Here is a 13,389-nt window from a genome sequence, read left to right as displayed (position 1 = left end):
CTTAGTATTGTAAATTATAGATTATAGATTTAACTTTTCTAAAAAGTATGGCATTTGAATTCTCCACCATGGCCAATCGTGGGCAACATCTTCACCCCATACATCAAACCATGCAGGAATATTTTTTTCTTCAAATGCTTTTTTCAGACTATAAAATGATGGTAGTCCATCTTGTTCCCAAGGTCCTAGTCCAGTACATACAATAATGTCTGCAGCACGATAGTGATCAATAAACCAACCATCATTTTGCATCCAAATATTATCACTTGGTGAGTTACGGAAAATTAATTCGTCATTTCCATATTCACCTACAAAGAATCTTGCATCATATACACCACTAAGTGCTATTACTTTTCCAAATACATCTGGATGTTGTAAGAAGATATTAAATGAATGATAACCTCCCATACTACATCCTGTAGCCATCATTGGTCCAAACCAACCTGTTTTATGTTTAATAAATGGGATAGCTTCTTCTATAACATATTTTTCATATTGTGTGTGTGCTAAGGCTCTATCGTGACCAGCTTTCCAATCACATAACCATGATTCACTATCTACACTAGATAATGTGAAAAACTGAACCTTACCTTGATTAATAAATTCTGCACAAGCATCAATCATACCAAAATCATAGTACTCGTTATGCGTTCCTCCTGATGAAGGGAATACTACTATTGGTAACCCTGCATGCCCATACCTATTTAATGCCATTTCTCTTCCTAAATTACCACTATAGTGGCTTAAATGTTCTATATTCAAATTCTATTCTCCTATTCTTAATTATATTTTTACCAATCTTCACTAATAAATCTTAGGCACTCTGGTAAATATTTTGCCCAACATTCTTCACTATGTTCACCATCGGCTACTACATTTAATTTAATATCTTTTGTAGACAATCCCGCTTCTATAAGTTGACGGTAATAATCCAACGTGGTACTAATATATGACTGTTTTATATTTCCATACGTCAATTCTCTATCAGTATCATCACCTTCATTAGTACCAACTTCTATATATACTTTTTGATTTTCTAACTTATGTTTTGCGATATATCTATCAAATTCTACCTTATTAAGCCAGTTAGCTGATGAAAAAATTCCTAAAGCTCCGACTTTATCTTTATGTTCTAGTCCAATATATTGTGCTATATTTGCACCTAATGAACTTCCTATCATAGCAGTGTACTCTCTTTCAGGTTTAGTACGATATGTTTTATCAATAAAAGGCTTAACTACCTTAATAAAGAAATCTGCATATTCACTTCCCAAACCACCTAATGTTAGCCCAAATGACAGTAATGGAGCATTTGAAAACTTCCACGGTGCATATTCATTCATTCGGCCATCATTATCGTTATCTATTCCGACAATAATCATACGCGGCATATCAGGATTTCTCTTAATAGCCGGTATAACCTTCCATGAATGTCCACTAAAAGATTCACCACTATAAAAAACATTTTGTCCATCGTTCATATAGACAACTGGGTAACTTCTATCTAAATCTTCTGCATATCCTTTAGGTAATAAAACTCTAATTCTTCTATTTTTCCCAGTATAAGGAACTTTTAGATGATGTTCCTTCATTTCTAAATAAAAATACGAATGTTTTTTCATTAATAATGTCCTTTTTTTTATTTTATAATTTATTAATATCAATTCTACAATAATATTTTTTAAAAAGCAAGTAATAGTATGTTTTTTTTAATTAATTTTCTGAAAATTTTCAGTTAAATATTTTCTTTACTTTATACTATTAAACAAAAATAAAAGCTACTATATTGAAAATCTAGTAGCTTTTATTTAGAACTATTTACCTAATATTTTTTGTCTTAACTCTTTACCTTTAGATTCAACTTTAACCTTTGGTGTAAGTCGTGTATCTGTTCCTGACGCATAATTAAAAAGAGTTTGTCTTTCTGCATAATATTCGTTATATTCTATTTCATATTTTTCTAATGAAAAATCAAAGTTATATATTTCTTCAAGTAAAGTTAATACATTATGTAAGTTTTTTTCTACTAAAGTATCTAATTCTTTACTAGTATATGCTTTAGTTACATCAGCACCATGAATAGCTGTCCCTTTTTTAGTTGTTCTTAAAAACATGACTTCACTAGTTGCTTCAGAAAAGTCACTTTGTAATATTAAATCACTATTACCTAATCCACGAAGACGATAATCTTTTATAGTTTTTCCTAATTTTGCGATTTCTCGATAAAATATTCCTAATATATCTTCACTTTTTTTATTAAATAACATTTCACATGCTAAAGAATAAGTTAAAATTTGAGAAATAAAACCTAATTCCAAACTTTCTAAAGAGAAATCTGTTTTACTACTCTTATAATCAATAACCGATATATTTTTTTCTAAGGCATCTACTCTATCAATAAAACCAACAAAGTTAATAGGTGGAATGTTATATTTTTTACTTAAACTCTTCTCTACTACTTTATTACTTTCCAATTCACGACATCTAATAACATCATTATGTATTTCTAATGAAAACTCTTTTTCTAAAAATGTCGGAGTAAATTTAGTTATTGCATAATATTTTATTTCAACAGAAATAGCTATAGTTAATCGATTTATCATATTTTGTAATATATAGTCGTGAGTATTAAGCAGGCTCATTATATTTAAGACATCTACTATGTCTCTACTAGTATTATTATATATTACTTCATTTACAACTTGTCTTATATTAAATCTAGATACAATATCTTCATCACTAATAATATCTATATCAATCTTACTACCACTTCTTACAATGAAGTTTACAACTCTGTCATCTGACATAACAGCGTGGAAAAATCTACCCATTAATAAGCTATCTATTTCCACCTTTGTCTCTTCCTTGATACCTAGTATTCTTTTCACGAAGAATAAATATGGATTTTTCTCATAATCTGAAACTTTAGAAATGCTAAACTTAGAAAAATTATTATTTTTAATTGATAAGAAATCTTGAATATTATTTTCCGATAATTCAAATTTATAGTCCTTAATTACTTTCTCTAAATAGTTTATTACTATATCATCTTTATCTATATAAATTTTATCAGTTAATTCACCATGAACCATATAATCCAAATTAGCATTAACTTTTCTTATAGAAATATAATTTTCTAAAAACTTAGCTAATACTTTTGATAGCTTTTCTACCTCTTCTGTTCCACTATCTTTAATATCCATGAATCGTCGATATAATTTAGAAAATAAATAGTTAAATTCTTTAATTGTCAGTATTTCTTCTATATTATCTAAATAGTAATCATAATATGATAAATTAAACTCTAAAATTTTATCTGTATTCTTTTCTTCTATTCCACTAAGTAAATTTTTCACAACTGCTAAATATGGTGAAGGAAAACTCTCCTTAAAGCTTTTATCTAATAAACTATATGAAATATAGGTCTTCGTTGTTGCTCTAGTTAAAGCAATATAAGCTACAAATTCTTCATCTATAAGAGCACTTCCTGTTGTTGGGGATAAGAATATGCTATTATCAATAAATTGTTCTTTATCATTATCATCTAATAATCCATCTTGCTTTGTAGCTGGTAAAACATCTTTATTAAATCCAATTACAAAAACATATTTTTTATTTTCTACCTTAGCTAAATCCATAGTAGACATTATTATTGAGTCGCTTATTTCTGGAATCGAACGATATTTAATTGATTTCAATCCTATTATTAATAACTCTACAAACTTGTTGTATGTAATATTTTCTGAACCAAATCTTTCTAAGATATTATTCAAAAATTCTAATGTTTTCTTATATACTTGTCGATCAATACTATCAACTTTTAGCTCTTCAATATCGTCATATTCCCCGTCTTCTTTATCTAAATACATTCTGATATTACAATAATTAAAGAGTTCTTCAATTCTCTTTATATATCTTTTTATTTGAAGATTTTTACTTTTAGAAATCGCCTCTATCTTTTCATAAAGATTAATTAATAACTCCTTTAATATTTCTAGCTGTTTTGTTGAATATAAAGAGCTACCTTTTGTAAAGTACTCTTTATTTAAATCTTCTTTATTAACTACTAATCTTTCTTCCAAGATATTTTCTAAATCGGCTGTAGTAATTGTTTTTACACTATTTAAAATTTCATTAAAAGTATATTCTTTAAAATGGTGGTTAATTAAATTTTCTTCAAGTGCTAATTTACCAATTAGTTCTTCCTTTTCTAGGCTCTTATAATTTTTATAGAAATCTTTTTCAGTAATTTTATTATCACCAAACAATACATATGACAGAACACTTAGTTTATACAAATACTCGAAATTAGTTAAATTTGTTTTAATAATATTTAAAATTCCATCTCTAAAATTAAATCTTTCAATATTTAAAGCTTGATCCAAAAATTTAATTAGTCTATGATTACTCACATCAATATCTCTATCAAGATGTATTTCTAATCCATAGTCTCTAAATATATATTCGTAGTTTTCATAAATACTATCTCTATATAAAATTGCGATATCTTCATTATTTACTTCTTTGTATTTTTTTAATCTCAAGATTTCACGAGAAATAGTCTTAACTTCTAATTCTTTATTTTTAGAACGAATAATTTCAAAACTATTATCAACATCATTAGCCGATTTAAAAGCTCTATAATACTTATCCGCTAAAGTTAATATTGATTTACCTTGAAATCTGTTACTATATTCATCTAGTATATTATAATTTACTACTTTATTTTCCGAGATTTCCAAATTAATAGTATAAGTTTCTCCATTATTTATTATAGCTATTACTGAGAAGTCAATTTCACTATTTCTTCTTAGAACTTCATTGATGCTAGCTACCATTTCATGAGATTTTCTAAATACATCTAATTTATATTTTTCGTATTTATAAAGGTCAGCCAAATAAAATCTGTTATATTCTAATTTATCTAAATCATAACCAGCTGCAATTTGTGTTATATCAAAATTAAAATATCTATTGGCGTCACTAACAACACTTAGTACTACTTTTTTTGATTTTAAAATTAGCTTTTCTATATAGCTGTATTCTTGTGCTGTGAAATTATAATATGCATCTATATAAAATATATACTCACTTAAATCCAGATATTCACTATACAGTAGCAATTCATTTATATAATCTTGCTTATCAAATATACTGTCTTCTTTAGATAGTCTTGTATACTCTGTATATATTTCTAGTATTGCAGTTAATTTTTCTCTTCTTGCATTATCTAGAGAAATATTCTTTTCTAAAAACTCTTCTAGAACATTTATACTAACTTGATATTCCTTTAACTCACGAAGAATATCTGATACTACTCCTATAAAAGAACTATCTTGTAAAATTCTTTTTACAAGGAAATTATTTCTATTTTCCAAATTTTTTGCAGCTTTATAAAAATAAAAAGGTTTAATATCTTCCCCTATACTTTTGAAGTAATCTACACCTAGCATACCGCTAAATTTTCTAGATAAACTTGAGAAATTCATAACATCTATATCAAATGTACCACCAAATTTTTCACAAAGTATTTTTTCAAAATTAAAACTGTTTTGTTCCGGGGTTAAAACTATAATTTTACTATTGAATCTATTTTTTTCGATATCATTAACTATAAAGTGGGTCTTCCCAAAACCGCTAGGAGATATTATTAATTCTAACTTCATTATTTCCTCCATCTTATAACATATCAATTTAGTTTTGAAGTTTGCGATAAGTAAAATATCACAAACTTCAAAAACTTTCTATTCTACTTTATTATACACCAGTTATTCTAACTTTTGCATAGTTATTTTCTGAATAAACTTCAACTTTAGATCTTATTCTATCTTTTAATTCACTTACATGAGAGATAATTCCTATATTTCTACCATATGATTGTAAATCTATCAATGTAGTTATTGCCATATCTAATGTTTCACTATCTAATGAACCAAACCCTTCATCAATAAATATAGTTTCTAGAGATATTCCGCCACTTTCATTTTGGATAACTTCCGCTAATCCTAAAGCAAGTGAAAGTGAAGCTAAAAATAATTCTCCTCCTGATAGTGAATTAACAATTCTATTACTATTTAAATATACATCATATATTTCTATATCTAAACCTTGTAATCCTCCACCTTTGGCTTTTTCTATTCTACGCTCAAATCTATATCTATCATTCGACATCTGTAACAATCTCTTAGATCCCGCTTCTAATATTAAATCAAGGTAATACCCCTGAACATAAGTTTCTAGTGATTTCTTACTTTCAGTTTTTCCAGATAATACATTACTTAATGTAATAATTTCTCTTACTTCTTTAATATTACTTTCCCAAACTTTGAACTCATTGTATAACTCAGAATAAAGTTCTTTGTTTGTATTGTATGTATTTTTTTGAACAGCTAATTGTTTACCAAAGTCGCTTACTTTTTCTTCTTGTAATTGTACTCTCTCTTTAATTTCTTCTAAATTAGGCTTAACTTCTTTTGATAATTCTTTTTCTAATTTTTTAATATTATTAGTTAAAGATTTTTTAGCTAGATTATATGCATCAACTTTTTCCTTATAATCTTTTAAATCTTTTAGATCTTCTAATGCTTCATGCGCTTCTTTAAAATCACTATAATATTCTTTAAGTTTAGAATTATTAAATTTATCTAGTAACTCTTCTAAATCAGAATTTATAGAAATTATGCGTTCTTTATTATTTTTAATATCAATTTCTAGCTCTTTTTCTTTTAATTGAAGTTGTGATTTTTCTTCAGTATACTTCTCGAAATTATTATTAAATTCAGTTACTTGTTGTTCTTGTCCCTTATAATATTCTTTAAAGTCTATTATATCTTGTTGGACTTTTTTGTTATATTCCTCTATTTTAGCATTAGCCAATGAAAGTTTTTCTTTTAAGTCACCTTCACTCTCAATAATCTTCTCAAGTTCTATAACTTTACTATTAAGTTTATCCAGCTGAATTTGGTTTTCTTCAATAGCTTTTTGACTAACTCTTAATAGTTTTTCATTTTCATCTTTTTCTTTTTTAATACTTTCTAATTCTGATTCCGAATCAAAATTGATTACTTTTTCTTGCTCATTCAATTGAAGTTGTAATTTTTTATAATCATCTTGTTCATTTGAAATAATAGTTTCTAATCTAATAATTTCTTTATTAGTATCTTCATACTCTTTATTGATTAAAGTGTCTTCTTCATGTTTTACATCTATTACTTCAGGAACATGAATAATTTTTTGTTGACATAATGGACAATTATCACCATCATGCAATTTTTCTAAAAAAGTATTTAAGATTTCTTTTTCTTTATTTTTCTCTAACTCTTCAACTTTATTTTTTAGGTCACTTTGTTTTTGTCGTAGTAGGTTTAGCTTATCTATTTTAGCTTCTAACTCTACTTTATTTTTTTCTAGTGATGACTTATCATTTTTATATTCTTCTAATTTTTCAACTTCTACTTCTTTTTTTACAATAGATAAATCAATTTTACTTATATTAGTTTTCAAACTTTCACTCTTCTCAAGTTCTTGTTTGTTACTTTGTTCCAATTTAAGTATGTTTTCTTTATACTTAGATAACTCTAATTTATTTTTGTCAAACTCTTTAAGCTTAGTTTCGCATTCTTTTTTTTCTTTAAATGCAAGTTCAAATGCAGAAATATTATCATAGAAATATTTAACTTCAGCTAATTTATTTTTAATTACTTCTATTTCTTTTTTCTCTACTTCTAGTTGCTCTCCTAGTTTTACGTTACTATCTCGTTTATTACTATAATCTTCAAAATCTTTTTCCAGATCTTCTTTCTTCTTAACAAGTTCATTTTCTTTCGTTATCAGTTTATTATATTCAGAAATTCTATCTATATTTTTTTCTAGCTCTTCTAGTTTTTTTATAATATTTTGTATTTCTATTATATTATTTTCTTCTTTAATTATCTCTTCATATTTTTCCTTTAATTCATCAAACTCAACAAACTTATCATTTAATTTAGTTATTTTCGCATGTTCTTCTCTTAAATTTTCTAGTTCTTTATTTAAATTAGTAAGCACATTTTCTTTTTCAGAAATTATATTTCCTTGGTTATTTATTTGAATATTTACATTTTCAAAATTTTCTTCTTTTAAAAATTCGAATTTATCCAATTTTTCATCGAATATAAATTGATCAAACTTCGTAATCAATTCACGTTCTTTAAGTTTATAGTCATTATCCTGTTCTTTTGCATAAGCCGAAAGTTTATCGATAAATTTTTGATAAAAGAATGTATTAAATAACGAACGAAGTGTTTCCTTTTTCTCACTAGATTTAGATAATAGAAAATCTTTAAACTTACCTTGTGGTAAAATTATTAATTGGCAAAACTGTTTATCATCTAATCCTATTATTTGTTCTATCTTTTCTTTTACATCTTGTTCTTTTGTTGCAAGTACATTCTCGTTATTATCTACTATTTCTGTTAGGGCTACTTTCCCTGAAGTTTGATTTTTATTTCCTTTTTTAGTGTAAGCTAGTGTTCTTTCTACCCTATATAGTTTGTTTTTTAATTCAAAATCAAATATAACTGTTGTTCTTGTTTTATCGTCAGCTGTTTTTGTTCTTAAACTAGCTATATCTTTTCCACTAGTAGTTTTGTTATATAAGGCATAAACAAATGCATCAAATAAGGTTGATTTTCCAGATCCTGTTTTCCCTGTTATTAAAAATATAGGTTCATTAATAATTTTATCCCATTCAACTATCTCATGTTTATATGGGCCAAATTCTTTTAATTCTAACCTAATTGGTTTCATCTGCTTCCACCTCCTTAACTATACTAACTAAAGTATCTCGTTGTTTTTTTGAAAGTTCTTCTCCTATTTCATCTTTATAAAAACCTTCAATCAGTTCTAATGGAGACTTTGTAAGAATTTCTTTTTTATCATAATTTTTATCACTATTTTCTTTTTTTGTTTTCGATTTTAGCTGTAAGGTATTAGGATAGTATTCTTTTATTCTAGGCATTGGATCAGTAACACCTTCTAGTCCGCCAAGCTCCATACTAAAGAAATCTTCTTTATTGTTATATTTCTCCTGAAATTCTTTTGAGAATATGTCATTATAATCAGCTACTACATTATGCATTTTTCTTTTTTGTTTTAGCTCTATAAATTCTTCATTTAGACTGTCTTTTGAAATATCAACTAATCTATAACCTTTAGTATTTTTTGCTTCTGAAAATGAGTAAGCTAACGGGCTACCGCTGTATTTAATTTTCTCATTATTTAAAGCATTTGGATTATGTAAGTGACCAAGTGCAACATAATCAAATTTTTCAAAAATCTCTATTGCCACATTTTCTACTGTTCCTACCGATATTTCTCTTTCAGAATCAGTCTCTAATCCTCCAGCAACAAATGTGTGAGCCACAAGAATATTTACCCTTGTTTCATCTAAATTTTTATATATTTCATCAATAATTCTTTTAGTAGCACTATTATGTGTTGTTAGACTATCATCATCAAAATAAGCTCTAGCTTCGTATGGTTCAAAATATGGTAATAAATATATGTCAGCATCTTTAAATTCAATTTTTTTAAACGCTTGTTTTAATTCAGTATGTAGATAAAAATCATGTTTACTAAACCATGCTTCACCTACTGCCAATCTTTCCCTACTATCATGATTTCCACTAATCGCAAAAATAGGTATATTATTTTCTATATTTAGTTCTACTAGTAATTCTTGTAATAAAATGGTAGCCTCTTTACTAGGTACACTTCTATCATATAAATCCCCAGCAATAATAATGAAATCTATATTATCTTTTTTTATATCAGCTATTAAATTTTCTAATACAAACTTTTGATCCAAAAGAAGATCAACTCCTTGTAACTTTCTTCCAATATGCCAGTCAGCTGTATGAATAAATTTCACTCTTATCACCTCCAATAATTTTATTGTTCGCCTATATATTATATCAAAATTTACACTATATGTATTCACATATTAATTAACTTTTATTGCAAAATGATTTTTTTTTCAAAATATGATATAATTATAAATATTTATATAAGGAGGTACTTTTATGAATTGGTTTGAAATTGTCTTAATAGATGGTAACCGTGGTTTAATAAATTTAAATAATGTAATTGATGTTTGGAAAGATCTTAATGCTGACTATGCAACAATCTTACAGGTAAATGGTGATGAACTTGAAATACCTGCTTCTGAATATGATAGATTGAAAAATGTATTAAACCTTAAAGGATATGTTTTAGGCGGTGGTTTCTAATATGGGTAGATTCTTAAAAATCTTTTTATCACTTACTGCAATTAGCTACGTTCTTTATTTTGGATATAATTACTACCAAAATAAAACTAACAACAATCAAGGTGATGAAGACAAAACTAATATAGAAAATATTGTGAAAAACGAAAATAATTCACAAGAAGATATTGAAGGTACTGTTGTAGCTAAACGTAGTACTGAAAATAACTCTAATAATAATAATAATAATAACAATAATAGTACTAATAAGGATAACAAAAATACTAATAACGAGAATAAGAACACAAATGGTGATAACAACACTAACAGTGAAAATAGTACTAATGAAAATAATAAAAATTAATTTATAAAGTACTAGGAGGATATTGTATGAAAAAGAAAACATTGAAAAAAATAATAGGTATATTTTTATCAACTTCATTAATATTTACTACTGTTGGTGCAGCAAATCTTGACTTTGCAGTAGCAAAATCACGTTCTTCATCTCATTCATCATCTAGAAGCTCGAAACCTAGCAGCAGTAAATCTAGTTCAAAACCGAAATCTTCAAGTAGCAAATCGTCAGATTCTAGCTCTTCTAGTTCGTCTAGTTCTAGTACAACTCGAACAAGACACTTTAGCAGCGGATCACGTTATAATTCAAATTACAACAGTTATAACAACGAAGATTATAAGAAAAAATATATGAATTATCTAAACAATAACTACCGTACAAGTGGATTCTTCACTAGAAGTAGTATTGTAAATGGTATGCTATGGGGATTATTATTCAATAGTTTATCTACTCATAGCTTTGCTAATGCTTCTAACGAACAAAAAGAACTAGCTGAGAATATTAAAGCTAGTAAAGTTCCAGTTTACATGATAGAAGTAAAAACTAAAAATGGTGAAACTAAATATGCGACTGTTACAAAAGAACAGTATGATAAAATTAAAGAAGGCGATGAAATTTCTCTAAAAAATGGAAATTTAGAAATTAAATCTTCTAAACAATAATAAATAGTGGATTAATATTATTTAGTATTAATCCACTATTTTTTTATTTACAATACTTTTCTCTAAGTATTTTTGATGCTGCAACCATATTCTCTAATTTTTTTTGAATTATTGGATAAGGATTAAGTGGTCTCTTAGCAAATGTTGCAAATCCACAGTCTGGATTTAACCAAATTCTTTCTGGTGGTAAAAATTGAAGTACTTCTTCTACTCTAGCAACTATTTCTTCTGGAGTTTCTATTACTTCACTTCTGGGATTAACGCAACCAAACCCTAACATAACTCTTGTATCTAAAAAATTATTAGAAAACAGTTTTTCCACTTCTCCTGCCCTAGGTGTAGAAAATTCGAGAGCTAACATATCTAAATCAAGTGCATCAAAAAACTTACCTAATTTATCATATGCTCCTTGTAACAATACACTCTCATCAGTAGTCCAGTTACCTCTACATACATGCATGATACTTAATACCCCATCATGTTTTCTTATTTCTTCCAACACTGGCTCCAGCAACTCTCTAGCAAATTTTAATTCTTTGTCAACCTTGACTTTCTCTGATAAAGCACCTCAGTAGAAAGAATTATCAGCTTTTTCATTTGTAAAAACAACTTCTGACAATATAGGTTCATCTATTTGAATTATATTTACACCTTCTTGAACAAGATGTCTTATTTCATTTTTCAGTAACTCTACTACATCATGTCCTAGCTCTTTTCTTCCTTCATAGACTTTACCTGTAATTTCTCTTAGCCACATTGATCTAGTTAGCAAATACGGACTTGGTAAAGTGACCTTATAATCTCTATCAATAAATTTTTGAAAATTATGTACTTCTAATTCATTTAGTCTACGTGTAGTATCTATTTTAGAATAACAAATTGGACTATTCATTGTATTATCTGCTGCATCCATTTCTTCTAAACTTTTATTAAAGCTTTCAAGATTAGTAGTAATTTCTTTTAAGTCATTCATACTTAATAACTTAATTCCATCAACCATTTCTGCAACATAGCTCATATAGTTATCCCTATTTAATTCTCCACTAACTAATACATCAATTCCGCAATCCTTTTGCAACTCTACCACTTTTTGTGTCTCTTCTAACAATTTTTCACTATAAAGTGATTTAAATTTATCATAATTATTACTGCTTTCCTTTAGCGATAATAATTCTTTAGACCTTGGTAAACTTCCAATTAATGTGGTAGAAAAAGGTTTAAATTTTCCTTTCATAACTCTACCTCCTAATATAAGTATTAAGGGGTTAATAATTCTTATTTACTAACCCCTAGAAATTATTATGGTTCTACTACTAATTCACTATTTGATAGTATATCAACAACTTCTGACATTGTTGTAATTCCACCTACTTTTAGGTAATCAGTTAAATCATAATAATCTACACAAATACCGCAAGAAAGTACTTTAACACCACGTGATTCTAATTCTACTAAATCTTCTAGCGACTCTGAACCTTTAGTTGTTAATTTTACCCCTTCTCCATAGAAAATTATATGTTGAGGTACGTGTTCTTTTTGAGTAAGAGTATGAATAAATCCTTTCATAAGGTTATCAATTAGAACTTGTTCTCCACTTCCCATTCCTGTTGATTTAATAACAACATCATATGTTTTAGCCATTTTAAAGCCTCCCTTTTTGAAATAATTTTATATATTAATTATAACATCGTTGTAAAATAAAGTCTACAAATTATAAAATACATATATTTTTTTATATTTTAAAATATAGAGTTTAATTTAAAATATTTAAAGTAAATTTGTTATATTATTAGAATTCACCTTCAGTTTTTAAAAAAATATTTTATTTTTATTTCTTATACAAAAAAAGCTCAGTTAATATTCTTAACTGAGCTTCCAGATTGTTGACAAAAATACCGAAATATCAAGCTAGTATTGATGTTATGGTATTTTTTTTCAAAAAAAATAAGCCTAAAGGCAAAAATTCAGTAGTATTAAGAGGTTTTATACCTCTCTTAATGCTATTGTTTTCATATTTTGAACGCAACAAGACAGCCAAGCGTACGACTGTACTTTGGCTTTTCCTCTATATTGTGCATACCTGTATCCGTGATTTTGTTTAGAATCCGCAAAGCTACGTTCTATTGTT

At 26.9% G+C, this 13,389-nt stretch carries 11 protein-coding genes; 3 read left to right on the top strand and 8 right to left on the bottom strand.

What is annotated here, in order from left to right:
- Positions 1–21: 21 nt before the first annotated feature.
- From T369_RS0100060 to T369_RS0100040, 5 genes are all read right to left on the bottom strand, one after another.
- The gene (locus T369_RS0100060; RefSeq protein WP_031550042.1) at positions 22–762 is read right to left on the bottom strand and encodes an esterase family protein; all 741 of its coding nucleotides are present in this window, start codon (positions 760–762) and stop codon (positions 22–24) included.
- Positions 763–791: 29 nt separating this feature from the next.
- Positions 792–1,622, bottom strand: coding sequence for an alpha/beta hydrolase (locus T369_RS0100055; RefSeq protein ID WP_031550039.1), 831 nt, complete (start codon positions 1,620–1,622; stop codon positions 792–794).
- Positions 1,623–1,814: 192 nt separating this feature from the next.
- The gene (locus T369_RS0100050; protein WP_031550036.1) at positions 1,815–5,666 is read right to left on the bottom strand and encodes a PD-(D/E)XK nuclease family protein; all 3,852 of its coding nucleotides are present in this window, start codon (positions 5,664–5,666) and stop codon (positions 1,815–1,817) included.
- Positions 5,667–5,757: 91 nt separating this feature from the next.
- Entirely contained in the window at positions 5,758–8,787 is a 3,030-nt protein-coding gene (locus T369_RS0100045) for an AAA family ATPase (RefSeq protein WP_031550033.1), read from the bottom strand.
- Positions 8,774–9,910 carry an exonuclease SbcCD subunit D gene (locus T369_RS0100040; protein WP_031550030.1) on the bottom strand — a complete coding sequence of 379 codons (1,137 nt, stop codon included), beginning with the start codon at positions 9,908–9,910 and terminating at the stop codon, positions 8,774–8,776. Before T369_RS0100040 ends, T369_RS0100045 begins: the two co-directional genes overlap by 14 nt.
- A gap of 151 nt (positions 9,911–10,061) precedes the next feature.
- Between T369_RS0100040 and T369_RS0100035 the strand changes: the two genes are divergently transcribed.
- Genes T369_RS0100035 through T369_RS0100025 form a run of 3 tightly spaced genes read left to right on the top strand, consistent with a single transcriptional unit; the run spans position 10,062 to position 11,261 of the window.
- A complete protein-coding gene (locus tag T369_RS0100035; protein ID WP_006364449.1) occupies positions 10,062–10,268 on the top strand; it encodes a hypothetical protein in 207 nt (68 codons plus the stop codon).
- 1 nt (position 10,269) lies between these two features.
- Complete coding sequence (locus tag T369_RS09380; protein WP_210727746.1) at positions 10,270–10,608, top strand: hypothetical protein; 339 nt, start codon at positions 10,270–10,272, stop codon at positions 10,606–10,608.
- 26 nt (positions 10,609–10,634) lie between these two features.
- Positions 10,635–11,261, top strand: coding sequence for a hypothetical protein (locus T369_RS0100025; RefSeq protein ID WP_031550021.1), 627 nt, complete (start codon positions 10,635–10,637; stop codon positions 11,259–11,261).
- 43 nt (positions 11,262–11,304) lie between these two features.
- Here the strand turns inward: T369_RS0100025 and T369_RS09545 are convergent, their stop codons facing one another.
- The 3 genes from T369_RS09545 to T369_RS09355 form a co-directional block, all read right to left on the bottom strand.
- Positions 11,305–12,495 (bottom strand): cobalamin-independent methionine synthase II family protein, encoded by a 1,191-nt coding sequence (locus T369_RS09545; protein WP_267878956.1) that lies wholly within the window; start codon positions 12,493–12,495, stop codon positions 11,305–11,307.
- Between the two features lie 65 nt (positions 12,496–12,560).
- Complete coding sequence (yedF, locus tag T369_RS0100010; RefSeq protein WP_031550012.1) at positions 12,561–12,902, bottom strand: sulfurtransferase-like selenium metabolism protein YedF; 342 nt, start codon at positions 12,900–12,902, stop codon at positions 12,561–12,563.
- A gap of 342 nt (positions 12,903–13,244) precedes the next feature.
- Positions 13,245–13,385: a transposase gene (locus T369_RS09355; RefSeq protein ID WP_411431471.1), complete on the bottom strand. Its 141-nt coding sequence runs from the start codon at positions 13,383–13,385 to the stop codon at positions 13,245–13,247.
- Between the last annotated feature and the right edge of the window lie 4 nt (positions 13,386–13,389).

The organism is Gemella sanguinis ATCC 700632 (assembly GCF_000701685.1).
GTDB classification, from domain to species: Bacteria; Bacillota; Bacilli; order Staphylococcales; family Gemellaceae; genus Gemella; species Gemella sanguinis.
Note: the sequence above shows the minus strand (reverse complement) of the source record. Positions and strands in the feature narration are given on the sequence as shown.

Bases quoted from the DNA above. Each gene is read 5' to 3' on its own strand.
- T369_RS0100025 (WP_031550021.1), top strand. From the start codon at position 10,635: ATGAAAAAGAAAACATTGAAAAAAATAATAGGTATATTTTTATCAACT.
- T369_RS0100055 (WP_031550039.1), bottom strand. From the start codon at position 1,622: ATGAAAAAACATTCGTATTTTTATTTAGAAATGAAGGAACATCATCTA.
- yedF (WP_031550012.1), bottom strand. From the start codon at position 12,902: ATGGCTAAAACATATGATGTTGTTATTAAATCAACAGGAATGGGAAGT.
- T369_RS0100050 (WP_031550036.1), bottom strand. From the start codon at position 5,666: ATGAAGTTAGAATTAATAATATCTCCTAGCGGTTTTGGGAAGACCCAC.
- T369_RS0100045 (WP_031550033.1), bottom strand. From the start codon at position 8,787: ATGAAACCAATTAGGTTAGAATTAAAAGAATTTGGCCCATATAAACAT.
- T369_RS0100035 (WP_006364449.1), top strand. From the start codon at position 10,062: ATGAATTGGTTTGAAATTGTCTTAATAGATGGTAACCGTGGTTTAATA.
- T369_RS09380 (WP_210727746.1), top strand. From the start codon at position 10,270: ATGGGTAGATTCTTAAAAATCTTTTTATCACTTACTGCAATTAGCTAC.